General features: G+C 54.0%; 21 protein-coding genes. 2 read left to right on the forward strand and 19 right to left on the reverse strand.

Annotated elements, in window-relative coordinates; all coding sequences use genetic code 11:
* Positions 1-122: 122 nt before the first annotated feature.
* From pepD to typA, 3 genes are all read right to left on the reverse strand, one after another.
* The gene (gene pepD, locus BLW59_RS11210) at positions 123-1,574 is read right to left on the reverse strand and encodes a beta-Ala-His dipeptidase (RefSeq protein ID WP_074697860.1); all 1,452 of its coding nucleotides are present in this window, start codon (positions 1,572-1,574) and stop codon (positions 123-125) included.
* 74 nt (positions 1,575-1,648) lie between these two features.
* Positions 1,649-2,185: a cell division protein SepF gene (locus tag BLW59_RS11215; protein ID WP_051650483.1), complete on the reverse strand. Its 537-nt coding sequence runs from the start codon at positions 2,183-2,185 to the stop codon at positions 1,649-1,651.
* Positions 2,186-2,373: 188 nt separating this feature from the next.
* A complete protein-coding gene (gene typA, locus BLW59_RS11220) occupies positions 2,374-4,191 on the reverse strand; it encodes a translational GTPase TypA (protein ID WP_074697861.1) in 1,818 nt (605 codons plus the stop codon).
* 167 nt (positions 4,192-4,358) lie between these two features.
* Between typA and surE the strand changes: the two genes are divergently transcribed.
* Positions 4,359-5,111 carry a 5'/3'-nucleotidase SurE gene (gene surE / locus BLW59_RS11225; protein WP_074697862.1) on the forward strand — a complete coding sequence of 251 codons (753 nt, stop codon included), beginning with the start codon at positions 4,359-4,361 and terminating at the stop codon, positions 5,109-5,111.
* A 66-nt stretch (positions 5,112-5,177) separates the two neighbouring features.
* On the opposite strand, the gene BLW59_RS11230 is transcribed toward surE, so the two are convergent.
* From BLW59_RS11230 to ybaK, 4 genes are all read right to left on the reverse strand, one after another.
* Entirely contained in the window at positions 5,178-9,011 is a 3,834-nt protein-coding gene (locus BLW59_RS11230; protein WP_074697863.1) for a PolC-type DNA polymerase III, read from the reverse strand.
* 126 nt (positions 9,012-9,137) lie between these two features.
* The gene (locus tag BLW59_RS11235) at positions 9,138-10,169 is read right to left on the reverse strand and encodes an aspartate-semialdehyde dehydrogenase (RefSeq protein WP_074697864.1); all 1,032 of its coding nucleotides are present in this window, start codon (positions 10,167-10,169) and stop codon (positions 9,138-9,140) included.
* Between the two features lie 58 nt (positions 10,170-10,227).
* Positions 10,228-11,022: a 4-hydroxy-tetrahydrodipicolinate reductase gene (gene dapB, locus BLW59_RS11240; RefSeq protein ID WP_074697865.1), complete on the reverse strand. Its 795-nt coding sequence runs from the start codon at positions 11,020-11,022 to the stop codon at positions 10,228-10,230.
* A 162-nt stretch (positions 11,023-11,184) separates the two neighbouring features.
* A complete protein-coding gene (gene ybaK, locus BLW59_RS11245) occupies positions 11,185-11,670 on the reverse strand; it encodes a Cys-tRNA(Pro) deacylase (protein ID WP_074697866.1) in 486 nt (161 codons plus the stop codon).
* Positions 11,671-11,807: 137 nt separating this feature from the next.
* Between ybaK and nadE the strand changes: the two genes are divergently transcribed.
* A complete protein-coding gene (gene nadE, locus BLW59_RS11250; protein WP_074697867.1) occupies positions 11,808-13,706 on the forward strand; it encodes an NAD(+) synthase in 1,899 nt (632 codons plus the stop codon).
* A gap of 7 nt (positions 13,707-13,713) precedes the next feature.
* Here nadE and BLW59_RS11255 read toward each other — a convergent pair whose 3' ends face one another.
* The 12 genes from BLW59_RS11255 to BLW59_RS11310 form a co-directional block, all read right to left on the reverse strand.
* Positions 13,714-14,964: a type II secretion system F family protein gene (locus BLW59_RS11255; protein ID WP_029544476.1), complete on the reverse strand. Its 1,251-nt coding sequence runs from the start codon at positions 14,962-14,964 to the stop codon at positions 13,714-13,716.
* 15 nt (positions 14,965-14,979) lie between these two features.
* On the reverse strand, positions 14,980-16,008 hold the full coding sequence (locus BLW59_RS11260; protein WP_074697868.1) for a type IV pilus twitching motility protein PilT: 1,029 nt from the start codon (positions 16,006-16,008) through the stop codon (positions 14,980-14,982).
* Positions 16,009-16,199: 191 nt separating this feature from the next.
* Positions 16,200-16,712, reverse strand: coding sequence for an O-acetyl-ADP-ribose deacetylase (locus tag BLW59_RS11265; RefSeq protein ID WP_074697869.1), 513 nt, complete (start codon positions 16,710-16,712; stop codon positions 16,200-16,202).
* A 378-nt stretch (positions 16,713-17,090) separates the two neighbouring features.
* Positions 17,091-17,822, reverse strand: coding sequence for a 7-carboxy-7-deazaguanine synthase QueE (locus tag BLW59_RS11270; protein WP_074697870.1), 732 nt, complete (start codon positions 17,820-17,822; stop codon positions 17,091-17,093).
* Between the two features lie 3 nt (positions 17,823-17,825).
* Positions 17,826-18,203: a 6-carboxytetrahydropterin synthase QueD gene (gene queD, locus BLW59_RS11275; RefSeq protein ID WP_029543428.1), complete on the reverse strand. Its 378-nt coding sequence runs from the start codon at positions 18,201-18,203 to the stop codon at positions 17,826-17,828.
* A gap of 56 nt (positions 18,204-18,259) precedes the next feature.
* Positions 18,260-19,501: a glycosyltransferase family 2 protein gene (locus BLW59_RS11280; protein WP_051650470.1), complete on the reverse strand. Its 1,242-nt coding sequence runs from the start codon at positions 19,499-19,501 to the stop codon at positions 18,260-18,262.
* A gap of 30 nt (positions 19,502-19,531) precedes the next feature.
* Positions 19,532-20,239, reverse strand: a complete 708-nt coding sequence (pssA, locus tag BLW59_RS11285; RefSeq protein WP_029543425.1) for a CDP-diacylglycerol--serine O-phosphatidyltransferase — start codon at positions 20,237-20,239, stop codon at positions 19,532-19,534.
* On the reverse strand, positions 20,239-20,877 hold the full coding sequence (locus BLW59_RS11290; protein ID WP_074697871.1) for a phosphatidylserine decarboxylase family protein: 639 nt from the start codon (positions 20,875-20,877) through the stop codon (positions 20,239-20,241). The genes pssA and BLW59_RS11290 overlap by 1 nt, the downstream gene beginning before the upstream one ends.
* A 207-nt stretch (positions 20,878-21,084) precedes the next feature.
* Entirely contained in the window at positions 21,085-21,825 is a 741-nt protein-coding gene (locus BLW59_RS11295; protein ID WP_074697872.1) for a WecB/TagA/CpsF family glycosyltransferase, read from the reverse strand.
* Positions 21,826-21,924: 99 nt separating this feature from the next.
* Positions 21,925-23,541: an MBL fold metallo-hydrolase gene (locus BLW59_RS11300; protein WP_074697873.1), complete on the reverse strand. Its 1,617-nt coding sequence runs from the start codon at positions 23,539-23,541 to the stop codon at positions 21,925-21,927.
* 112 nt (positions 23,542-23,653) lie between these two features.
* Positions 23,654-24,571, reverse strand: a complete 918-nt coding sequence (gene murB, locus BLW59_RS11305) for a UDP-N-acetylmuramate dehydrogenase (protein WP_074697874.1) — start codon at positions 24,569-24,571, stop codon at positions 23,654-23,656.
* Between the two features lie 19 nt (positions 24,572-24,590).
* A complete protein-coding gene (locus tag BLW59_RS11310) occupies positions 24,591-25,073 on the reverse strand; it encodes a tRNA (cytidine(34)-2'-O)-methyltransferase (RefSeq protein WP_029543419.1) in 483 nt (160 codons plus the stop codon).
* Positions 25,074-25,323 lie beyond the last annotated feature (250 nt).

Below are 25,323 nucleotides of genomic sequence, written 5' to 3' on the forward strand. Positions count from 1 at the left end.
CTCTTCTGCTGTTGCTTTTTGCTTACATGGCATGAAAAATCCCCCTATGATGACAGTTTTATTTTTTACTGTCTCTCATAGGGGGAGCATATCATTTACGCTTGCAGGGATTTTTGCTTGCCTTACTTCAGGGCAGCAATTCTTTTCAAGGTTTCAAGAATAAGGTTCACCTGAGGCTCCACGGTAGCCAGTTCCAGCCTCTCCTTGGGGCTGTGGATATCCATGGTGGTGACGCCAATGGACACCATGTCCAGCTCGGGATTCTTGCGGAAATGCCAGCCGCACTCAAGACCGGCATGGATGGTTTCAACCTTCATGGGCTGGCCATTCTGGGCTTCAAAGGTCTCAGCCATGATCTTGGCCAGACGGCTGTCCTTGTTCTCTTTCCAGCCAGGGGACTGGGTGCCAATATGAGCAGTGAAGCCCGTAAGCTCTGCCATCTGCTGAGCCAGATGACGGAACTCGTCCAGCTTCTGATCCACGGCAGAACGGGGGAAATACTGAATGGCCACTTCCTCGCCATCCATTTCCACCACGCCCAGGTTGGCAGAGGTTTCCACCAACCCCGGAATGACCGTGGACATGGCAAAGACACCCGTATGAAGGGTAGTGAGCAGGGTCAGCAGACGCTTGGCATCCCCTGCGGTCAGCACCTCGCCAGGGAGTTCTGCCTTGACTGCCTGGATCTTCCCCTGGGGATCAACGGAGCCGTAAATCCTCCCGAAGCGTTCCTCTTCTGCAGAGAGAACCTCCCTGATATATTTTTCCGGCAAATCCGTAACCACTACTGCCACAGCACTGTCAGGGATGGCGTTGCGGGCCTTGCCTCCCCTGAAGTCTGCTACTTCCACCAGACCCTTATCCTGCAGCGCCTGCAGAGCCAGGGCCAGGGTGCGGATGGCATTGCCCCGGCCGTCGCCGATGCGCTCGCCAGAGTGGCCGCCGAGAAGCCCACTGACGGTGATCTTCCAGGCAGTCTTCCCCTGAGGCGCTGCCTTTTTCAATTTCCGGGAGAAATCAAGATTCACGCTGCCAGCGCTGCCCACGGTAAGCTCATCCCAGTTTTCCGAATCGCAGTTGATGAGGAAGCTGGCATCCTTCAGATATTTTTCCTCCAGATTGATGGCACCTGTCATGCCTCTCTCCTCATCCACGGTAATGATAAGGCGCAGGGGGCCATGGTCCTTGGCATTTTTCAGCACGTATATGCCCTCAGCCACTCCGATGCCATCATCTGCGCCCAGGCTGGTGCCCTCAGCAGAAAGATATTTATCATCACGTACAAGCTTGATGGGATCCTTCTGGGGGTCAAAGCTATAGCCTTCTTCAGCTACGCAGACCATATCCATGTGCCCCTGCAGGATGGTGAGAGGGGCTTTTTCAAAACCGGGAGATGCGGGGGCATCAGCAATGATGTTGTTCACCTTATCCTGATGAACGGAAAAGCCTGCCTCCGTGAGGTATTTTTTCAAAAAGTCACTTACTGCCTGCTCGTGGCCCGACTGGCGGGGAATAGCAGCCAGCTGCTTGAACTCATCAAGCACACTTTCAAGGATTTCATTTTTCTTAGCCATTTTGAACCCTCCAAAAAACAACATAAAAACAGGCAGCCTGCATGAGACTGCCTGATCAAAACCAAATCAAAGAATCAATAGGGCAGCGCTACGGACATGGCTTCGTCCACATCCACGCCCTCGGGGACGTACAGCACAATCTGCTCTGAAATGCGTTTGGCACAGCCGTCCAGAACATAGCAGACACCGTTGACAAAATCGCAGATACGGCGCTGCTCCTCTGCCTCAATGCGCTCGTAGTTCACCACAGCAGCCTTGCCAGCCTTCAGGTCATCGGCAATGGCGGTAACCTGGTCGAAATTGGTCGGCGCATAAATGCGCACCTTGAGGCTGGGGGTCTTGGTGGTGTGCACCGTAAGCTTGGGACGCTCCTCATGGCTGCGGGCGGCAGCCTTCTCATAACGGCTCATCCTGCCTGCACTTTCCTCACTGTAGGCGGGGGCACCGTTCACCACCTTGCGGGCACTCTGCTGCAAAGGCTGCACCTTCTCCTCAGCCTTTGCCTGCACCTCTTCTTCTTCCTGTACCTCGTCCTCGACATAAGCCTCGGGAGGCATAAGGATGTTCACCAATCCGTCAAATTTCTTTTGTACGCTAGCCCATGCACTCATTGCCATCTCGTCCTTCCAACGTTTTTGTCACAGTATCCATATATGATTCCACAGATTCTCTAATTCTAAGTCTAAGTTCACCCATAAACCTTTCTTCATGATACCATAGTTATTCGCAAAAAGCAAAAAAAATCCTGCTGGAAAATCAATTTCCCTCAGGATTTTTTCAGATTCACTTATCCAAGTTCTTACTTGCGTGCATTCTTGGCAGCGCGGCCGCGGATGGTGCGGTCAAGGATAGCCTTGCGCAGGCGCACGTGCTCAGGAGTGACCTCCACCAGCTCGTCCTTGTTGATGTACTCCAGTGCCTGCTCCAGAGAAAGGATGCGGGGCGGCACCAGGCGGATAGCCTCATCGGAAGAGGAAGTACGCATGTTGGAAACGTTCTTCTTCTTGCAGGGGTTGATGTCGATATCCATCTCGCGGGAGTTCTCGCCCACAATCATGCCCTCGTAGACATTCTCGCCCGGAGAGATGAACATGGTGCCGCGATCCTGCAGGGTGAAGATACCATAGCCGGTAGTCTCGCCCTGCTCGAAGGCAACCAGGGAGCCGCGGGTACGGCCCGGGATATCCCCCTTGTAAGGCGCATAGCCGTGGAACACGTGATTCATGATGCCGTTGCCCTTGGTGCTGGTGAGCAGTTCGGAGCGGAAACCAATCAGGCCGCGGGCCGGAATGGTGAACTCAAGGCGCATATAGCCTGCCGTCTCGGTCATGTTGGAGAGCTCAGCCTTGCGGGTGCCCAGAGCTTCCATGACAGTGCCCATGTACTCCTGGGGAACCTCTACGGTGAGGTTCTCGATAGGCTCACAGAGCTGGCCGTTGATGGTCTTGTAAACAACTTCCGGCTTGCCTACCTGCAGCTCATAACCCTCACGGCGCATCTGCTCGATGAGGATGGAGAGATGGAGTTCGCCACGGCCGGAAACCTTGAACACATCAGCAGAGTCAGTCTCTTCCACACGCATGGCCACGTTGGTCTCCACTTCCTTGAAGAGGCGGTCACGCAGATGGCGTGAGGTAACGAACTGTCCCTCACGGCCAGCAAAGGGGCTGGTGTTGACACCAAAGGTCATGGAGAGGGTGGGCTCATCAATGTTGATGGTGGGCAGAGCCTCGGGGTTCTCTGCATCAGCCACGGTGTAGCCAATGCTCACATCCCCCAGGCCGGTGAGGGCAACAATCTCGCCCATGCCAGCTTCTTCAGTCTCCACGCGCTGGAGGCCCTGATAGGTGAAGACCTTGCCGATCTTGGCCTTGTACTCCTGATCGCCGTTGGTGATGACCACATTCTGGTTCACACGGGCCTTGCCGCGGATGATGCGGCCGATAGCCACGCGGCCCACGAAGGCATCAGCCTCAAGGGTGGTGATCATCATCTGCAGGGGAGCATCAGCGTTGCCCTGGGGGCAGGGAATCTCCTTGATGATGGTTTCCATCAAGGGCTCCAGATTGTCGTTGTCATCGTCCATGTTGTACTTGGCAATACCGTCACGGGCCGTAGCGTAAATGACAGGGAAATCCAGCTGCTCATCATCAGCATCCAGCTCCATGAAGAGCTCCAGCACTTCGTCATAGACATCGTCCACGCGCTGGTTGGGCTTGTCAATCTTGTTGATGACCACGATGGGCTTCAGGCCCTGCTCCAGAGCCTTGCGGAGCACGTACTTGGTCTGGGGCATGGGGCCCTCAAAGGCATCTACCAGCAGGAGCACGCCGTCCACCATGTTCAGGACACGCTCCACCTCGCCGCCGAAATCGGCATGGCCCGGGGTATCAACGATGTTGATCTTGATGTCGTTGTACATGACAGCCGTGTTCTTGGACAGGATGGTAATGCCGCGCTCACGCTCGATATCGCCAGAGTCCATGACGCGCTCCTCCACCTTCTCGTTGGAGCGGAAAACATGGCTCTGCTTCAGCATAGCGTCAACCAGGGTAGTCTTGCCGTGGTCGACGTGGGCGATGATGGCAATGTTCCTGAGTTTTTCATTCGTGCTCATTCTTGTTAATATGCCTCCTATAAAATAGCGGGTTGATCCCTCTCGTTTTCAACAATAAATACAATATTAGCTTATGCGGTTTTTCATGTCAATAACTATTTCACATATTATTGTGGATATGTTAGTATAGTAGTATTCTAATATGAAATCTTCAAGGAGGTATCCTTTTGCGCATTCTCATAGGCAATGATGACGGGGTTGAGGCACCGGGGCTGGAGGCGCTGGTGAAAGCCCTGTGCAAGGAGCATGAAGTGATCGTATCTGCCCCCCTGCACCAGCAGAGCGGCATGTCCCATGCCCTGACCATCGGTGATACCATGGAACTGGTAAGAAATGAGCGGCTTGCATCCCTTTATGGCATTGAGGCCTGGGGTGTGGGCGGCACTCCCGTGGATGGAATCAAGCTCTACGTTGAGGAGCTGGGCAAAGACAGGCAGATAGATGTGGTGCTCTCAGGCATCAACAACGGCGCCAACCTCGCCACGGATATACTTTACTCCGGCACCGTGGGAGCTGCCCGGGAGGGCTTTTTGCACGATATCCCCTCCTTTGCCGTTTCCCTTGATGTCCACAGCGAAATCACAGCTGATGAGGCCGCGGGCATCTTCAAGGCATATCTGGAAAAAACCATGGCTGGAATGACTCATCCCTTCCTTTACAATATCAACTTCCCCAAATCCTTCCGGGGACGCCAGCCACAATTTCTCTTCAGCCGCCAGGGACGCCGTGATTACCTGAACGCCTTTATCAGGGAAGAGCGTGACGGCCGGGTCTTCTACTCAGTGGCAGGAGAAATCTACGACACGGACAAGGGCGAAGCCACAGACATCTATGCTGCAGAACAGGGCTTCATTTCCGTCACGCCCCTGATCACCGATCTGACAGATTACCGGACCCTTGACGAAAGACTTTCCATATAAGAATCAGGCATAAGAAACAGGCTTGCCTCCTTTCATCCAGGAAGCAAGCCTTTTCCTTATGCAATTTCACCCAAACAGGGAAACCTGGTCGCTTTCACTCATGCCTGCCAGGCACCCGTGGTCACGCAGGATTTCGATATTGGTCTTGGAAATGCCTGAACGGCGGCGCAGATTCTCTATGGAAGTAAAGACGCCGTTCTTCCTGGCCTCCACAATGCCCTGAGCTGCCTTGGTCCCCATGCCTGCCAAAGAAGCCAGAGGAGGCAGCAGGGAATCACCCTCGATGATGAACTTTTCCGCATCGCTGCGGTAGATGTCCACCAGCTGGCAGTCAAACCCCCGGAGATAAAGTTCCCAGGCCAGCTGCAGCACAATTAGGGTGGCGTTCTGCTTGGCATCAAGCTTCTGCTCTTTGGAGATTGCCTCCAGCTCATCGATCTGCTGCTTCACAAAGTCCTTGCCCCGGGACACCACGTTGGCATCAAACTCGTCTGCGCGAATGGAGAAATACGCTGCATAGTAAGCCAGGGGATAGTGCACCTTGCAGAAAGCTATGCGGTAAGCCATCATGACGTAAGCCGTAGCATGGGCACGGGGAAAAAGGTACTTGATTTTCTGGCAGGATTCGATATACCACTCGGGTATGCCCCCTGCCCTGAGTTTTTCCACCACATCCTCTGCTATCCCCTTCCCCTTGCGCACCTTCTCCATGGTCTTGAAGGAAAGCAGGGGCTCAATGCCATTGTGAATCAGGTACATCATGATATCGTCACGGGCCGAGATGGCGTTTTTCAGCGTGCACTGGCCGCTTCTTATGAGGTCCTGGGCATTGCCCAGCCACACATCCGTACCGTGGGAGAAACCGGAGATGCGCACCAGGTCTGAGAAACAGTCCGGATGGGTATCATCTATCATCTGCCGGGTAAAGGGAGTGCGGAACTCGGGAATGCCGAAGGTACCGGAAGTGGCCCCCAGCTCCTCCGGGGTAAGCCCCAGGGCATCCGTGCAGTTGAAGAGGGACATGGTGGCCGGGTCATCGAAGGGTATGGTCTTGGGGTCCCGGTTGGTGAGATCCTCCAGCATCTTTATCACCGTGGGATCATCGTGTCCCAGTATATCCAGCTTGACCAGACGGCTGCTGATGGAGTGATAGTCGAAGTGGGTGGTGATGATGCCGCAGTTCATATCATTGGCAGGGTGCTGGATGGGTGTAAAGAAATGCACATCCATATTGCGGGGCACAACCATGATACCCGCCGGGTGCTGCCCGGTGGTGCTCTTGACACCCATGCAGCCCTTGGCCATGCGGTCAATGTAGGCGATGTGACGCCTCTCCCCCTTTTCCTCGAAGAACTTCTTCACATAGCCGAAGGCGGTCTTGTCCGCCACAGTCTGGATAGAGCCTGCCTTGTAGACATTGTCCTTGCCGAAGAGGATTTCCGTGTACTTATGGGCCACAGGCTGATATACGCCGGAGAAGTTCAGATCGATATCAGGCACCTTGTCCCCGTCAAACCCCAGGAACACCGCAAAGGGAATATCATGGCCGTCCTTCAGGAGCCTGGTGCCGCAGACAGGACACTCCTTATCAGGCAGGTCGTAACCGCAGCCTACGGAGCCGTCATTGATGAAGTGGCTGTACTGGCAGTGGGGGCAGCGGTAGTGCGGTGGCAGAGGATTGACCTCCGTGATGCCCGTCATGGTGGCTATGAAGGAAGAACCCACAGAGCCACGGGAGCCTACCAGATAGCCGTCATCATTTGACTTCTTTACCAGCCGCTGGGCAATGAGATACAGCACGGAGAAGCCGTGGCCGATGATGGGCTTGAGCTCCTGCTGCAATCTTGCTTCCACGATTTCTGGCAAATTATCCCCATACATGTATTTGGCCTTGTTGTAGGACATGGAGCGGATTTCTTCGTCCGCCCCCGGAATCATGGGAGAATAGAGGTCATCGGGGATAGGCTTGAACTTCTCTATCATCTCGCTGATCTTCCGGGGATTCTCCACCACCGCCGCATAAGCCTCTTCTTCTCCCAGATAGGAGAACTCTGCCAGCATTTCTTCCGTAGTGCGCAGGTAAAGGGGCGGCTGCATCTCCGCATCATCAAAGCCCTTGCCCTTCATGAGGATGGCACGGTAAATGGAATCATCAGGATTCAGGAAATGCACGTCGCAGGTGGCCACCAGCAGCTTGCCGGCCTTTTTCGCCAGTTCTGCCACCTTGAGGTTGATTTTCCTCAGGTCATCATCGGTATTCACATTGGCAAATTCGTCTTTGCGCTTCAGGAAGTCATTATTGTGGATGGGCTGGATTTCCAGATAATCGTAGAACTCCACAATCTCCATGAGCTCATCATCATTGTTGCCCGCCACAATGGCCCGGATCAGCTCCCCCGCCTCGCAGGCAGAGCCGATGAGCAGCCCCTGCCGGTATTCCTGGATGATGGACTTGGGCAGCCTGGGCTGACGATGGAAATATTTGAGATGGGACAGGGAAACCAGCTGATAGAGGTTGCGCAGGCCATTGGGGTCTTTGGCCAAAAGGATAATATGGTTGGCCCGCTTCTGCTCGAAGTCGTCCCCTACCAAATAACCTTCCATGCCGTAGATGACCTTGATGTCCAGCTTGTTTTCCTTCACGGTCTTGGCAGCATCAGGGAAGGCCTGCACCACGCCGTGGTCAGTGACGGCAATGGCAGGCCAACCCCAGGAGGCAGCGGTCTTGATGAGATCCTTCACGGACACCACGGCATCCATGCTGCTCATGGTAGTATGGGCATGAAGCTCCACCCGCTTCACCTCGGCATGGTCCTCACGCTTGGCCTTGTCCTTCTTCGCCAGGCTGTCCACGAAAAGGGCATACTCATTCATGTAGGTATCAAAGCGGACAGAGCCCCGGACACGCACCTCCATGCCCTCTTTCAGGGAAGAGGCAATCTGCTCGAAGTCCTCCTCCTCGCTGTTGCCCTTCTTGGGCTTGAAGAACTTCTTGCAGCTGATGCCATTGGTGTTGTCTGCCAGGGCAAAGGTCAGCATCTTGGTGCCGGTCTTGAATTCCATGGTCTTGAGAGACAGCAGCGTACCTTCCAGGATGACGTTCTTGGATTCGCCCTCCAGCTCGGCAATGGGCATGGACTCGCCCATGACACCACGGCCAAAGATGAGCTTGCCCGCCCCCTGTATGACCACAGGCTTCTGCTGCCCAGCCCTGGGTGCAGGTTTCTTGGCAGCTTCCTTCTTCTCCTGGGGCTTGGCAGCACTGACCTCAGATGCCTTGACAGGCTGGCTGTAGCCTGTGGTACTCTCATGCACGGCAGACTCCTGCCGCTCATTTCTCACCGCCTGCACATAGTCAGGGGTATTGAAGGCGCAGTCCACCTCTATATCCGGCAGCACCTCGTCGCTGGCATTGCAGATGACATGGCAGGAAAAGCCCAGCAGCTTCTTGATGGCCTTGCCCATCATCTGGGTCACCGCATGGGCCCGCATGATTTCCCCTGCCAGCTCACCGGGTACGTCCAGCACCACCTGGCTGCCGTCCACACTGTGTTTGGAGCGCTTCAGGAGCTGGAATACCGTGGCATTGCCATCGGCAGACATATTGATGAGCTTCCCCCAGACCTTGTTCAGCTCATCTTCCAGGTTTACCACATCCTGGTAGAAGATCACTTCCCCCAACTGGCACTTTTGAGCGATATGAGCCGAAGCCTCTGCCAGAAGGCCTTCAGGTATCAGGCTCTGGGAAATCATGGCAATCTCCCAGCTGGATCCTTGCACCTCTACATGCTGTATGGCACTGTTCTTGAAGAGCTCCTTCTGCTCAGGCTCCAGCCTCATTCCCTGGACCAATTCCCAAAGGAGATTCCCCTGCTTGGGCACAATCCGATACTTCTGCATGTGCTGCCTTCCTTTCCAAAAAAACTGTGCCTCTATTTTATCTCACGCGCAGGGGGATAGCAACCAATAAAATAAAAAGACTGCGCCCGGAAGGACGCAGCCCGAAAGAAGGATTTCCTGAGGAAATCACACCATATCATGCTCAATCATGTATTCAGCTATCTGCAGGGCGTTGAGTGCAGCCCCCTTGCGGATCTGGTCACCGCAGACCCAGAAGTTCAAGCCGTTTTCCACGGACTCGTCATAGCGCAGGCGGCCCACTTCCACATCGTTCTTGCCGGAAGTATCCAGGGGCATGGGATAGACCTGCTCAGCAGTATTGTCACGGAGGATCACGCCGGGGAACTTGTCGATGGCGGCCCTGGCAGCTTCCAAAGTGACCTTCTTGTCAAACTCTACCGTGATGGACTCGGCATGGCTGCGGTAAACAGGAATGCGCACGGTGGTAGCCGTCACAGGCATGTTGGGCTCGTGGAGGATCTTGCGGGTCTCGTTGACCATCTTCATCTCTTCCTTGGTATAGCCGTTCTCCAGGAACACATCCACCTGGGGAATGGCATTGAAGGCCAGCTGATAATGCTTGGGCAGCTTGCCCACGGGGAAGATCTTAGGCTCAGTGGCCTCGCCTTTGGCCAGCTGCTGGGACTCGATTTCCAGTTCCTCCATGCCTTCCTTGCCGGCACCGGAGGCTGCCTGATAAGTGGAGATGATCAGGCGCTTCACATGGCCGATATCGTGAAGGGGCTTCAGGGCCATCAGGAGGATAGCAGTGGTGCAGTTGGGGTTGGCAATGATGCCCTTGTGCTTGGCAATATCCTCAGGGTTCACCTCAGGAACTACCAGAGGCACCTCAGGATCCATGCGGAAGGCGCTGGAATTGTCAATGACCACAGCACCAGCCTTGACGGCAGCGGGTGCGAATTCCTGGCTGGCAGCACCGCCGGCAAAGAGGGCGATGTCCACCCCCTTGAAGGAATCAGCCGTGGTTTCCTCCACAGTGTAATCCTTGCCCATGAAGTTTATCACCTTGCCTGCAGAACGCTTGGAAGCCAGCATCTTCAGCTCTGCGAAAGGAAAATTGCGTTCCTCGATGAGATTCAGGAATTCCTTGCCCACGGCGCCAGTTGCGCCCAAGATTGCTACATTATACTTTTTCATGCGGTGATCCTCCCCTAAACGATGAATACACTTCCCTGACAAATACTGCTTTTCTTGCTCAGAGCAATTTATCCAGCCCTATGGTAAGCCCCTTGAGGCTCTTGACTTTCTTGGCAGCCAGTGCCACCCCGGGCATGAAAGACTCGCGGCTGGTGGTATCGTGGCGAAGAGTCAGGGTCTGGCCCAGTCCGCCAAAGATGACCTCCTGGCTGGCGATATAACCCGGCAGGCGCACACTGTGGATGTGCATGCCCTCCTGGTCAGCACCTCTGGCCCCCTCATAGCCTTCCTTTTCCTTCTCATCAGGATTGCCCTGCACATGAGCCTTCCTGACTTCGGCAATCATATTGGCCGTCTGCACAGCCGTGCCGGAAGGAGCATCAAGCTTCTTGTCATGATGCAGCTCGATGATCTCCACCTCCGGCATATACTTGGCAGCCTGGGCGGAGAGAACCATCAGCAGCACTGCACCGATGGCAAAGTTGGGAGCGATAAAGGCAGGCGTGTTCTCTTTTTCCGCTGCCTGCCTGATTGCCTCCTGCTGTTCCTTGCTGAGCCCCGTGGTGCCCACCACAGGAGACACATGATGCTTCAAAGCCGTCATCACATTGCCATACACCACATCAGGACGGGTGAAATCAATCATCACCTCAGCCCCGGAATCCTCCAGAGCCTTCTCCAGATTGTCGCTGACAGCCACACCGCATTTCCCGGCGCCAACCACTGCGCCCACATCTTCCTGGGCCTTGATGTCAACAGCCGCGACAAGTTCCATTTCCTCATCGGCCAGCACGGTCTTGACTACCATCTGCCCCATGCGCCCACAGGCGCCATTTACCAATACTTTAAGCAAAATTAACCGCCTCCACCTGAATATTTCTGGAAGTATTGTATACTATGTCCACGCTCCGTGTCAAGTTGTTTATATTTGTATAAATACTTGCTACAACTTTTTCTTTCTATAGGAAAACACCTCGACAGCCCTGGCTGGTGAGTAGTACACTATTCAGGAAGCTCATCTGGCAATTTGGGCCACAGTGGCAGCAGTAGCTGAAACCAGATCATCTGGTTTCAGGATAATCTGCTCTCCCCGCTTGCCGGCGCTGATAGCTATAGTTTCCTGAGCCCGGGCCCTCTCATCAAGGTAAACAGGGTATTCCTTCTTGGCACCCAAAGGAGAACAGCCGCCTCGGATATAGCCGGTAAGGGCAAAGACCTCCTTCAGATGCACCATCTCTACCCGCTTGTTGCCAGAGGCTGCTGCCAGAGCTTTCAGGTCAAGTTCCAGATCTCCCTGTATGACGGCCATGACAATCCCATGCTTGTCTCCCCTGGCCACCAAGGTCTTATAGACCCGCTCAATAGGCATGCCCACAGAGGCTGCCACGTGAACGGCAGAGAGGTCTGACTCGTCTACCTCGTATTCCTTCAGTTCATAGTCAATGCCCAACCTGTCCAGGATGCGGGCGGCGTTGGTCTTTTGCTGTTTTTTCTTTGCCATTTTGTCACCATGTCTTTCTAATCATATATTATCTGATATAATTATAGCACCATTGTTCAAATTTCGCCGTAAGCAAAGGAAACACTGAATTAATCAGTGTTTCCTTAAGTCTTCATATACTTTAAGGAGTGTTTTTTGTGCTGAAAATCGCCATGGCCCAGATGGAAGTCATCCCCGGACGTCCTGACCTTAACACCGGGAAGATCCTGCAGATGATGGAAGATGCCCGCCAGGAGGGCGCCGACCTTGTGATATTCCCGGAAATGTCTGTCCCCGGCTATCTCCTGGGAGATACCTGGGAACAGAGTTCCTTTCTGGCCGACTGCGAAAGTTACGGAGAAGATATCATCGCCGCCACCAAAGACACGGAGCTTACGGTCATCTTTGGCAATATCGCCGTGGACTGGAAAAAGAAGAACAACGACGGCCGGGTGCGGAAATACAATGCTCTCTTCATTGCCCAGAGCGGCAAGCTTGTCCAGCCTGACAGCATGCCCTACCCCTTTGTCATCAAAACCCTGATGCCCAACTACCGTGAGTTTGACGACACCCGCCATTTCTTCAGCCTCCAGAAGCTGGCCCGTGAGCTGGGCACCACCCCGGGCAAGCTGCTGTCTCCCATCAGCCTGAAACTCAAGGGCAGGGATTACCAGATAGGCTGCCTGCTCTGTGAGGACGGCTGGAGCGACAATTACGAAATCACGCCGCTTTCAGAACTCACCAATGGCGAAAAGGTGGATTTCCTGGTCAATATCTCCGCCTCCCCCTACACCCTGGGCAAGAACCACCGCCGCAATGTAGTCTTCGGCAAGCAGGCGGAAGAAAACCAGGCCCCTCTTTTCTATGTGAACGCCATCGGCCTGCAGAACAACGGCAAGACCATCTATACCTTTGACGGAGCAAGCACCGCCTACAATGCCGCAGGCCAGGTAGTTGCCATGACTCCCGCATACAAAGAAAAACTCACGTTGCTGGATTTCGACCAGCTTGCAGCCATGCCTGTGCAGGAAGAAGAACAACTCACGGACATGGCCCAGATTCACCGCGCCCTGAAATACGGCGTCAGCCATTTCCTGCGCAACATCCGCATGGAAAAAGTCGTCATCGGCATTTCCGGCGGCATCGACTCTGCCGTGGCCGCCGCCCTCTACACGGAAATCCTGGGACCTGACAAGGTGCTGCTGGTGAATATGCCCAGCGTTTACAATTCCGAAACCACCAAGGGACTCTCTGCCCAGCTGGCAAAGAATCTGGGGTGCCGCTACATGGTAGTCCCCATCCAGCATTCCGTGGACCATACCATCAGGCAGCTGGAAGACACTCCCATGACCTTCCTGCAGGAAGGCACGGAAGCCAGCCTGAAAGTTTCCTCCTTCACAGCCGAAAACATCCAGGCCCGTGACCGCAGCGCCAGAGTCCTGGCAGGAGCTGCAGCAGCTTTCGGGGCAGGCTTCACCTGCAATGCAAACAAGGCAGAGACCACCGTGGGCTACTCCACCCTCTACGGTGACCAGTCCGGCTTCCTGGCAGCTCTGGCCGACCTCTGGAAGCATCAGGTCTATGCTCTGGCCTATTACTTCAATGAAGAAGTCTTCCATAAGGAAGCCATCCCCCAGGGCATCATCGATATCGTGCCCAGTGCGGAGCTCTCCAGTGCCCAGAACGTAGACGAGGGCAAGGGTGATCCTATCAAGTACCCCTACCACGATTATCTCTTCCGCTCCTTCGTAGAACGCTGGCAGAAGGCTGCCCCGGAAGACATACTCACCTGGTACAGCGAAGGACGGCTGGAAGAAGAACTGGGCTGCGAAAAAGGACTGGTGGATAAATACTTCCCCACCCCGGCTGAGTTCATTGCCGACCTTGAGCGCTGGTGGAACCTCTTCACCGGCATGGCTGTGGCCAAGCGCATACAGGCTCCCCCCATCCTGGCTGTGAGCCGCCGGGCCTATGGCTTTGACCACCGGGAAGCACAGAACGGACCTTACTATACCCGCAAATACAGGGAACTGAAAGCAAGGCTCTTGTCCTTATAACCCCCTCTCATACCAGCACATCCATCACATTCAGAACTGGCATGATGATTGCCATCACCAGAAACAACAGCAGCAACCCCATAACCAGAGTCAGCGCCGGCTCAACCAGAGCTATCATTCTCTCTGCTTCCTGACCAGCTTGTTCCTGGCAGAGGGCCGCTGACTCTGATAGCATTTCCTCCAAACGGCCTGCTTCCTCGCCTGCCGCAATGAGTTCCTGGACCTGCCAGGGAACGTACTGGCAAAGAGTCAGGGAGTCCATGAAAGTCTGTCCCTGCTCCACCTTCCGCCCTATCTTATCCAGGCAGTTCCTGAGGTATGAATTCTGCGGCACTGCCCTGACCATCTTCAAGGCTGCTGCCAGTTGTATGCCGCTTTTCAACAGCACGGCCAGCGTTCCCAAGATCTGCAGCCATTCCAAATGCACAATCAGCCTGCCCAAAGCAGGCAGAGACAGCAATGTCCTGTCAATCCGCAGCCGGCAGCGCTGTTCCTTAAGCATTGCTGCCACACCACAAACCAATGCCAGCATCAGTCCCAGGAGCAGTGCCTTCCCTTGCCAGCCACCCAGGAAATTCGCAGCTTCCAACATCAAAGCAGTAGACCAGGGCAATTCCCCCTGAAGGTTTTCCAGCAGATTCGCAAAGGTAGGCAGGACAAACACTGCCACAATGGATATTGAGATAACCATCATGGCAAGCAGGATAGCCGGATATACAAGAGCTGACTTCAGCTTTCCCCTGGCCTTGAGACTCTTCTTCAAGTACCATGACAGCTGCTGGAGTATCTCTCCCAAAGAACCGCTGGCTTCACCTGCTTTCACGCAGGCGCGCACTGTTTCCGAAAACACCTGCGGATAGCGGGCCATGGATTCCCACAGGCTCCTGCCAGCTGACACATCATGCTCCAATTGCTTCTTGAGTTTCTGATATGATTCCTGCTCCCCATATCTGCCCATGGCACAAAGTGCCTTGGGCAGGGGCAGGCCGGCTTGAAGCATAGAGGAAAGCTGGCTGAGGAAAAGGGCTTCCTCCTCCCTGCCCAAACTGGCAGAAATCCCAGGTATGCTGATGTCCTGCATCAGAAAAGCCGTCACTTTTTCCCACCAGGGACGCCGGGGCACCTCCTCTTCAAGCTGAACCACCCACAAGCCCTTGCTCCGTATCTGCATAGCCGCCGCATGGATATCTTTGGCAGTGACTTCTCCTGTAAAAAGCTCTGCATGATTATTTCTGGCACGATAATGAAATATCCCCACAATATTACCTTCCTCTTAGCAATGGTATCTTCTCCAAATCTCCTGGCTGATACGGCCATCCTGCAGCAGCTTATCCAGCGCCCTGTCTTTTGTCTGCATGCCCTGTTGCTGATGGCTGAGCATGACACTGCTCAACTGAGAATATCTGCCTTGCCTGATGATATTCCTGACCGCAGGATCTCTGAGCAAGACCTCGCTGGCATTCACCCTGCTCCCTCCGGTTCCCGGCAAGAGCTGCTGACTGACTATCCCTGCCAGCACTTCAGAGAACTCCGCCCTTACGATTTCCTGTTCCGCCAAAGAGAACAGCCCCTCCACCCTCAGGGCTGTTTCCTCCGCAGAGGGCGTATGCAGGGACGCAAGCACCAAAATGCCTGTTTCAGCCGCCATCATAGCTGTTTTCATGGTCAGGGCATCGCGAATCTCTCCCACCAATATCACATCTGGTGCCTCCCGCAGTGCACTTTTCAAAGCCTGCGAAAAATCCAGAAAATCTCTGCCCAGCTCACGTTGGCTGAAAAAGCATTTCCTGGGAGTGAAAACGTACTCTATGGGGTCTTCCAAGGTGACGATATGATACGATTTCTCCCGGTTCAGCTCCTCAATAAAGGCTGCAAGCGTTGTTGTTTTGCCGCTACCTGTCCTGCCAGTCACAAGGATAAGCCCATGGTCCACTTCCTTCAGCTTCTGCCAGGCCTTGGGTGCCCCCAGCTCCGCCAGGCTCGGAATCCTCTCCGGCAGCAGGCGGATGGCCAGAGCGGGAACCCCCTGCTGGTAGTAAGCATTGACCCGGAACCGCCGCCCCGCATAGGTCCAGGAAAGGTCAATGTCCCTGTCCCTTGCCAGCCGCTCCCGCTGACTCTCGCTTAAGATGACCGCACAAAAATCCGACATAAATCCCTCAATCAGCGGGTCAGTATCCATAGCACTCAGTATCCCCTGGCACCGCATATACGGCCTCTGCCCCACTGTCATGTGTATATCTGAGGCTTCGTTTTCTATGACTCTGCCTATGAGTCCTTGCCAATCTGCATCACTACACATACACCATCACCTCTAAATTTCTAATGATGGTGTATTTTTTCTACATACACAGCTTAATACCTGCAAAAAAATAAGCACCTCCGCCGGAAGTGCTTGTCTGTTGTTATATCATGGTCGCAGTGACAAATGCCACTATCTCAAGTGCTACAGCATCTTCGTCGACCAGGTACGCAAAGATGCCGTGTTTTTCTTTATCCCCGTAGTGCCTCGTCATACATAAGTTTCGTCTGTTCATCGAACAGCACCCACAAGATTTCATCAAACGCCTCCGGGTGCTCCTTCACTACTTCCCTGACCGTCCGCACAGCAATCTCCGCTGCCTGCTGGACTGGATAGGAATACACCCCCGTGGAGATAGAAGGAAAGGCCACGCTACGAATCCCATGCTCCATGGCAAGTTCCAGAGAGTGACGGTAGCAACCTACCAGCAATTCTGCCTCGCCCTGGCTGCCTCCATGCCAGATTGGTCCGACTGTATGAATCACATAGTCGCAGGGCAGCCTGTATGCCTTGGTGATTTTCGCCTGACCTGTACTGCAGCCATGCAACGTCCGGCACTCTGCCAAAAGCTCCGGTCCAGCCGCCCGGTGTATAGCCCCATCAACACCACCGCCCCCAAGCAGGCTCTCATTAGCTGCGTTGACAATGGCATCAGCAAAGTGCCTGACTGTGATGTCACCTAATTCAGTCCTTGAACATCTCAATTCTATAATTCTCTCACCTGCGCCATTATTTCTTCCTCACAAGTATACCTATGGATCAGTTATCAAATCATATTTTTTTGACTATTTTCATCAAACTTCTTCCTGAGGAATAGCCTCTCCTTCCTCTTGCCTGAATTATACCACAAAGACTTACCTCTATAAAACACCCAGCCCATCCCTGCCCCCTTGTAAGTAAAAAGCCCTGCTCTCTTATTTTACAAGACTTCAGAGACTTCTGTACATGTTTATTAAATCTTTGCCAGTGATTTCTTCCAATTATACAAAGTCCACTACCACACAAAAAGCCCTGCAAGAAAACTCGCAGAGCCTTGTGACAAAAGTGCCGCCGAAATTTAGCGTGGCGGCGGATATTAAAAATTAGATCTGCCCGATCATCTTATGTGTCTGAGGAATAACCCTTACATCTTTTAGTTTGGTCAGAGCATAGTTCTGGCATATAAGGATTTTCTCTGGGCTGGCAGCCTTGACGCCGCCATAAGGGGTCACGGGCTGGATGATGAAGAGGTTTTCAGGGGCGGTCTCTGCCACCAGGTCGATGGCCTGACGGAATTCTGCTTCCGTGGTTTCCTCAGCCACCACCAGCTTGATATAGAGGTCTTTGGTCCTGGCTATCTCGATGAAGCGCCTGTGGGCCTCCCACTGGGGCTGGGTGACAATGCTGGGGAGCTTGATGTCCATGCTGATGATGTCCGTGATATCTATGATGCTCTCCAGCTGCTTATAGAGGGTGCCATTGGTCTCTAGGAAGACAGGCACCTCTATTTCTTTGGCAACCTCACGGATGAAGTCAGCGTGCAGCAAGGGCTCTCCCCCGGTGAAGCTCACAGCCTGATGGGGCACTTCCTGGCACAGGCGGTTGATTTCCATAGCCACCTGACTGGCAGAGCGGGGATTAGGCACCCTGGCGAATTCACGGCTGCCAGCATAGGTTTCTATATCGCAGGTCTTGTGGCTGCCCGGCTCATTTTCCGTATCGCAGTAGCGGCAGTCCAGGTTGCAGCCCTCGAAGCGCACGAAGACCTGACGGCAGCCCACGTATTTTCCCTCTCCCTGGATGGAAGAAAAAATTTCGATAAGATTTTCTTTCATGGCTCAGTCCTTTGTATAAGTGACGCTGGATTTCGGTGATTCAAAGACAGTGACAGCCGCCAGCTGGCTGTCCCGCTGGAAGACCTCGCTTTCCTCCAGCTCCTCAAAGATGATACGGGACAAATTCTCCGCTGTGGGATTAAGCCCCTCCTTGAAGGGTGCCAGTTCGTTCAGGTAACGGTGGTCGAAACGCTCCAGAGTGTTTTTCAAGGCTTTCTTGATGACCTTGAAGTCCACCAGCATCCCCAGCTCGTCCAGCTCAGTCCCCTTCACTGTGGCTTCTACCACCCAGTTGTGGCCATGGAGCCTGTCGCACTTGCCCGGATAGCCCGCCACCCGGTGGGCGGCCTCAAAAGCCCCCTCTACTTTCAGTGTATACATTCTTTATTTCCTCCTTTAGAGAGAAAAGCACCCCGCTGCTGCGAAGTGCTAGATGGTCAATTCAATTTGTCGAAGCCCTTGGTGTTCTTCACGTTGCCCACCAGGTCTGCCATGTTCATGGCCCGGGTGTGCTGAGTGTGGCTCCACTCGTGCTCATTCCTGTGGATGAAACCCAGGAAGATGATGGGAATCCAGGAGTAGATGAACACGGGATAGAGCAGCATGTAGAGCCAGGCCTTCCACTTTGCCCTGATCTTGAAGAGAATGATCATGGGCAGGATGTACTGGCCCATCATGATGGCCGTCATCATCTGCGAAGGTAGCAGAGTGTAGATATTAGTGTAGAAAGGCTCAAAGCCCAGCTGCACATAGCTGATGATGATGAAGAAGGTGGATATCATCAGGAAGTGGGGCTGCAGAAGATAGATGCAGCCATCCCAGATGCGGATATCCTTCTGCCGCCAGCCCTCAATGAGCATCTTGGGGATGAAGCGGTGCGCCACATCGAACTGTCCCTGGGCCCAGCGCTTGCGCTGATTCCAGGACTGCTTGAAGGTCAGGGGCTTCTCGTCATAGACGATAGCATCATGGGCCCAGGTGGTCTTGATGCCCTCAGCCAGGGACTTCATAGTGAACTCCATGTCCTCCGTCAGACAGGTGGCGCGCCAACCATGCTTCTTCAGCACATCCGTGGTGATGCACATGCCCGTGCCGCCCAGTACGGCAGAAAGACCGATATTGGTCTTGGCCAGATGGGAAATGTGGTCGATGACCCAGAAGGCGATGGCAAAGGTGCCTGCCACCCAGGTATCGTAGGGGTTCTTGGCATCCAGATAGCCCTGGATAATCTTGTCTCCCTTGCAAAGGCGGTTGTTCATCTCCATCAGGAACTGGGGATGAACCAGATTGTCCGCGTCAAAGATGACTACGGCATCATACTGTTTTTCCATCTCAAAGAGCTTCTCGAACATCCACTCCAGAGCAAAGCCCTTGCTCTTTTTGGTAGGATGAGTGCGCTCGCAGACGATGGCACCAGCCTTGCCGGCAATCTCAGCCGTATTGTCATTGCAGTTATCCGCAATGACGAAGACATCAAACAGCTCCTTGGGATAATTGAGGTGCTGCAGATTCTCCACCAGCTGCCCAATAACCGCCTGCTCGTTATGAGCGGCCACAATGACAGCAAAGGTCTTTTTCGGTGTCATGATTTTCTGTTCCCTGCGGCGCCAAAGACCGCAGAAGCCTATGACAAAGAAGTACAGGGTAAAGAGGAAAATCAGAATCTGCATGGGAACCATGACTATATCAAAAGGGTATGCCACTTACTATCAGCCTTTCCTTGCTATTGCAATGATTGAATTAAGTATGCCGCTGGCCGCATAGGTGCCAAAGACAGCTGCCAAAATGGCAGGCACGATAGCCCCAGACCCCAGATAGAGAATGGCGGCAAAGAACAGGGCAGCGAAAATCTTGGTGGGCAGATAGATGGGCTCGGCACCGTCTCCCTTGAAATTGGGATAGTGCACATGACTCACCATGAGATAAGCCACCACTGCCATGAGCAGAGGATAGCTATAGCCCAGTGCATGAGGGTCAAAGCCCGTCTCCACGAAGAGCAGGGTGGACATAGCCACGATATTGCCCCCGGCAGGGATAGCCAGCCCCATGAAATAGCCGTGCACCACGTCAGCGTTCACATTGAAGCGGGCCAGCCGCCACATGCCACAGATGGCAAAGAAGATAGCCACAGCCATGCCCAGGAAGCCAAAATCCTTCAGCACCAAAGACCAGGCCAGAATGGCCGGGGCTATGCCGAAAGAGCCCAGGTCGCAAAGTGAATCCATCTCCTTGCCCATCTCACTGGACACCCCGAAGAAACGGGCTGTACGTCCGTCCAAACCATCAGCCACCAGGGCCAACAGAATGAAAATGGAGCCCCAAACGAAATCATGGTTGATTGTTGCTATGATTGAACACATGCCGAACACCAGGTTCATGGATGTGCACGTATTCGGAATGATCTTGCGGTAATCCATCAGTCCTTCAGCCTCCCGATAACAGTCTGTCCCCCTGTAACCTTTTCGCCCTTCCTGACGCATACCTCCACCTCGGCAGGCATGACTATTTCCAGGCAGGAACCGAAGCGGATCATGCCGTACAGGTCACCCTGCTTCAGCTTGTCCTCCAAGGTCACCCAGGACACAATGCGCCGTGCCAGAATGCCCGCAATCTGCTTCACCGTAATGCGCAGACGATCATTTTCCAGACCGATAAGGTGATGCTCATTCACAAAGCCCACCTCATCCTTGTAGGCAGGACGAAAACGGCCACAAAAGTACTTCTGCAGCTTGATTTCCCCGTCCATAGGGCTGCGATTCACATGGACATTGAAGACAGACATGAAAATCGTGACCTTCTTGCAGGGCCCCTGCACAAAGTCATCCTCATCATGCTCCAGCTCCGCAATGTCCTGCACCGTGCCGTCGGCAGGGGAAAGGATATGCTGGGAGTCTTTCGCAATCTCCCGCCGGGGATTGCGGAAAAAGTACATGAAATACAGGGCCAGCACAGCGGGAACCACCGCCACATAAGGGCTGACCGAGAAACCCAAAATTATTGCCAGGGCCAGGCAGAAACCTATGAAAGGATAGCCTTCCCTTACGATATGGAGCAAGACTCCACCTCCTGAGCAGAATTATTGTTGTTAGTTATATGAGGAAATCCACTCCCCCATGAACCACCTTATGATTATAACGCAGTTGTTCAGATTTTACCATAGGTAAAATCTCCTATCAGCGTTTCAACGAGGCGAACGCCGAGTTATAACGCAGTTGTTCAGATTTTGCCATAGGCAAAATCTGAATAACTGCGTTTAGTTTTATTACCTTTTCGATGCGTGCACCTTGAGCACGAACTTCGGCAGGGCCATAAGCCTGCCTGCCCGCTTGGGCTGGAGCATGCCGCGGAAAAGCCACTCCAGCTTGGCCTTCTGCATCCAGCGGGGTGCCCGCTTCATGACTCCCGCCATGACATCCAGGGTGCCGCCCACGCCAATGGACACAGGTACGCCCAGCTCATCCTTGTATTTCCAGAGCCACTTCTCCTGCTTGGGCACGCCGAGAGCTGCCAGAAGGATATCCGGCTTGGCCGCCTTGATTTCTTCAATGATGGCCGGCTCGTCAGCTTCCTTGAAGTAGCCGTTCCTTACCCCGCAGATCTCGATGCCGGGATAAAGCTGCTCTGCCTTGGCCTTGGCCTTTTCCGCCACCCCCGGGGCAGAGCCGAAGAAAAACACCTTCTGCCCACGCTGGGAGGCTTCTGCCATGAGATTCTGAGCCAGGTCGTAGCCTGCCACCCGCTCAGGCATGGCAAAGCCCAGATGATGGGCAGCCCATACGGTGCCTGCCCCATCCGGGGTCACCATAGCTGCCCCGTTGAGGATTTCCTTCAGTTCCTCGTCGTAAGTAGCCCGCATGAGCATTTCCGCATTGGCAGTGGCAATAAGCACCGGCGTCCCTGCCTCAATGAATTTTTCCACCTGCTCTACTGCTTCCTGCATGGTGAGCGAATCCACGTTCACTCCCAATATATCTACCTTGTTAGGCACTTCATTCCCTCCCATAGCATACTGTCAATTATCCGTATGATTGTAACATTTTTTTATTTTGCAGGCAAGACAAAAACAAGGACAGCTCCCGATTTTAGGGAGCTGCCCGACAGTTCAGCCAATATTGTAAGAAGCCATCAGCTTCTTCATGTAGTTCCTGAGTTTCTGCAATACCTTCACCATGCCGTCCATGGTCTTGGGCTGGCGGATGACATACTGGAGCACCTTATGCCGCATCTGGCGATAATCTTCGTCGAAGGTCTTCAACACTTCCTCCATTTCCATCTCTGTAGAAACTTCCGGTATATTGGAATACTGGATTTCCGAAGCCCTGCCGCTGATCTTGGCCACATCCCCCCGGAAGGGAATATAGACCTCTTCCCCGCACTCCTTCTGTATGCGCGTCTTCAATGCCTCCTGGGCAGTAGCCTCGCCGTGGACGATAAAGACCTTGGCAGGCTTGGGATTCTGAATGGCCGCAATCCAGTTCATGAGCTGGTTGGAGTCCGCATGGGCCGAGAAGCCATTCATGATTTCAATCTTGGCCCTGACCACCACTTCCTCTCCCATGACCCTGACACGCTTCAGCCCTTCCACCAGCCGGCGGCCCAGGCTCCCTTCTGCCTGATAGCCCGCAAAGAGCACTGTGGACTCAGGGCGCCAGAGATTGTGCTTCAGATGATGGAGCACGCGGCCTGCATCGGCCATGCCCGAAGCGGAAAGTATGATGGCCGAACCTTCGGAGGAATTCAGCGCCCGTGATTCCTCCGGAGTCACGCAGAGGTGCAGCTGGGGAAACTCCGGCACACTGCCGTCCGGACCAATCAATTGCAGTGATTCCTCATCAAAGTTCTCGTAATTCTGGAAGAAAATCCTCGTGGCATTGATGGCCAGCGGACTGTCCAGCACAATGGGAATATCGCTGTCCAGCCGTCCCGCCCTCCACAGATTGTAGAGGTAATACAAAAGAGTCTGGGTACGCCCCACAGCAAAGGCAGGGATAATCAGGTTGCCTCCCCTGTCCATGGTGTCATTGATGATTTCCAGCAGCCTGGTCTCTTTGTCGTAAATGGGATGCAGCCTGTCGCCATAGGTGGATTCTACCATGAGGAAATCGGCCCCGTCTATGATAGAAGGGTCACGCAGGATAGGCTGGTCATTCTGCCCCAGATCACCGGAAAATACCAGCTTGGTGGTCTTATCCCTTTCGGTCACCCACATCTCCACCAGGGCAGAACCAATGATATGCCCAGCATCACGGAATTTCACCTTGATATTGTCTGCCAGGTCCCACTCTGCATCATAAGGACACGGAGAAAAATGCTTCAGCGCCTCTGCTGCATCATCAAGGGTATAGAGAGGTTCCATTGGCTCCAGGCCCCGCCGGGCGTTCTTGCGGTTCATGAGCAGCGAATCAGACTCCTGGATATGGGCTGAATCCGGCAGCATTATCTTGGCCAGGTCACAGGTGGCCTTGGTGGCATACACCGTGCCCTTGAAGCCCTGCCGCACCAGCTTTGGTATCAGGCCGCTGTGGTCCACATGGGCATGGGTCAGCACCACGGCATCTATGTCTGCCGGATTGAAGGCAAAATCATTGTAGTTCAGCAGCCTGACCCGCCGCGCTCCCTGGAACATGCCGCAATCAATCAGGTATCTCCTGTCATTGCTCTCCAAAAGATAGCAGGACCCCGTCACCGTATGGGCCGCTCCCCAGAATTCCAAGCGCATAGCCGCCACTCCCTTCTTTAATCAGAGTGCTTCCTATGTTGTTTTAATTCTTGGCAAACAGAAAAAGTCCTCCCACTTGGGAAGGACTTTCAACTCTAAAGGAATTAAATCCTCAATCTTCACCTATCATGCGCACCTCGGGATAAAGCTTTACCCCGTGCTTCTCAAAGACCAGGCGCTGCACTTCCTTGATGAGGTTCTGCACATCGGCAGCAGTGGCTCCGCCGGCATTCACCACGAAGCCTGCATGCTTGGTAGATACCTGGGCACCGCCTACCTGCAGGCCTTTGAGACCCGTCTGGTCTATGAGGGTGCCTGCAAAGTACCCCTCAGGGCGCTTGAAGGTGGAACCTGCGCTGGGCATTTCCAAAGGCTGCTTGGCTTCACGGCGCTGGGTGTAGTCTGCCATGACCTGGCGGATCTCCCCCTCGTCACCAGATTCCAGAGCCAGTTCCACTTCGCAGATGAGCTCCCCGTTCTCCTGGAAGACGCTGTGACGGTAGCCCAGGTCAAGCTCCTCCTTGCTATAGGTCTTCATCGTGCCATCCTTGGCCACAGCCTTGACGCTGTACGCCACATCCTTGGTCTCCCCGCCATAGGCCCCGGCGTTCATGAAGATAGCACCACCAATGCTGCCGGGAATGCCGCAGGCATACTCCAGTCCCGTGAGGCCGCTGGCGGCAGCGAACTCGCTGACATCCTTCAGATGGGCTCCGGCTCCGGCAATGATATGATTGCCTTCCAGATGCATCTCAGACATGGGACCGTTGAACTTCAGCACCACGCCGCGGATGCCCCCATCCCGCACCAGCAGGTTGGAACCGTTCCCTAAAACGGTCAACGGCAGGTCATATTCACGCACCAAGGCAACCACCCGGCAGACTTCCTCTATGGTCTGAGGAAAAATCAGGCAGTCGGCAGGGCCGCCAATCTCAAAGGTAGTCTGACGACTCATAGGTTCCTCTAAAAGCAGCTGGTCTGCCTGCAGGAAAGCGCGGCAGTCCCTGATAAATTCTTCGCTGATTCTCATTTGCTAAAACTTCCCCTTATCAAATATGAAGTCCCGGACCTGTCTCAGAAAGTCCCGGAAAACCAAGCTGGCGCAAGGCCTCATAAGCTACAATGGCGGCAGAATTACCCAAGTTCAATGAGCGGGCATCTGCTATCATGGGTATGCGCACACATTCTTCCCAATGCTCCTGCAGGATTTCCTCGGGAATCCCCGCCGTTTCCTTGCCCAGGATAATCAAATCATCCTCTGCATAGCTGGCCTCGCTATGGGCACGTGGTGCCTTGGTGGAACAGTAGTGGAAATTATGCCCCGCATATTTTTCCAGCACCTCGTCAAAGTTCTCATGGACATGGACCTTCACCAGATGCCAGTAATCAAGTCCCGCCCTTTTCAGATGCTTGTCATCTATCTCAAAGCCCAGGGGCTTCACCAGATGCAGCTCAATGCCGGTAGCGGCACAAAGGCGGGCGATATTGCCCGTATTGCCGGGAATCTCCGGCTCTATAAGTACGATATGCACAAATGTCACCTCTAGTTTTCGTCTGACTTTGTCATTATAACGCAACAGTTCAGTTTTTGCCAACAAAAAATCGGCAGCCAAATGTTGACTACCGATTTATAGTTATAAGCAGTGAACTTCTACATTTTAGAGATCTATGTTACCAGCAGGTCTTACCTCCACCGCTTGCGGGGGGCGCTTAAGCGCGGGAGCCCGGTGGGCTCCCTGGAGGGGGACCGGCGAAGCCGGTGGAAGGGGGAATCGAAGCAGT

The sequence above is a fragment of the Selenomonas sp. KH1T6 genome, from assembly GCF_900108415.1.
Classification (GTDB): Bacteria; Bacillota; Negativicutes; order Selenomonadales; family Selenomonadaceae; genus Selenomonas_B; species Selenomonas_B ruminantium_A.

Coding starts and splice junctions, on each gene's coding strand:
- BLW59_RS11260 (WP_074697868.1), bottom strand. CDS start 16,008: ATGTGTAGTGATGCAGATTGGCAAGGACTCATAGGCAGAGTCATAGAA.
- typA (WP_074697861.1), bottom strand. CDS start 4,191: ATGAGCACGAATGAAAAACTCAGGAACATTGCCATCATCGCCCACGTC.
- BLW59_RS11215 (WP_051650483.1), bottom strand. CDS start 2,185: ATGAGTGCATGGGCTAGCGTACAAAAGAAATTTGACGGATTGGTGAAC.
- BLW59_RS11300 (WP_074697873.1), bottom strand. CDS start 23,541: ATGCGCTTGGAATTCTGGGGAGCGGCCCATACGGTGACGGGGTCCTGC.
- BLW59_RS11235 (WP_074697864.1), bottom strand. CDS start 10,169: ATGAAAAAGTATAATGTAGCAATCTTGGGCGCAACTGGCGCCGTGGGC.
- BLW59_RS11295 (WP_074697872.1), bottom strand. CDS start 21,825: ATGGGAGGGAATGAAGTGCCTAACAAGGTAGATATATTGGGAGTGAAC.
- pssA (WP_029543425.1), bottom strand. CDS start 20,239: ATGGATTACCGCAAGATCATTCCGAATACGTGCACATCCATGAACCTG.
- pepD (WP_074697860.1), bottom strand. CDS start 1,574: ATGGCTAAGAAAAATGAAATCCTTGAAAGTGTGCTTGATGAGTTCAAG.
- queD (WP_029543428.1), bottom strand. CDS start 18,203: ATGTATACACTGAAAGTAGAGGGGGCTTTTGAGGCCGCCCACCGGGTG.
- BLW59_RS11230 (WP_074697863.1), bottom strand. CDS start 9,011: ATGCAGAAGTATCGGATTGTGCCCAAGCAGGGGAATCTCCTTTGGGAA.
- ybaK (WP_074697866.1), bottom strand. CDS start 11,670: ATGGCAAAGAAAAAACAGCAAAAGACCAACGCCGCCCGCATCCTGGAC.
- BLW59_RS11280 (WP_051650470.1), bottom strand. CDS start 19,501: ATGGTTCCCATGCAGATTCTGATTTTCCTCTTTACCCTGTACTTCTTT.
- BLW59_RS11270 (WP_074697870.1), bottom strand. CDS start 17,822: ATGAAAGAAAATCTTATCGAAATTTTTTCTTCCATCCAGGGAGAGGGA.
- murB (WP_074697874.1), bottom strand. CDS start 24,571: ATGAGAATCAGCGAAGAATTTATCAGGGACTGCCGCGCTTTCCTGCAG.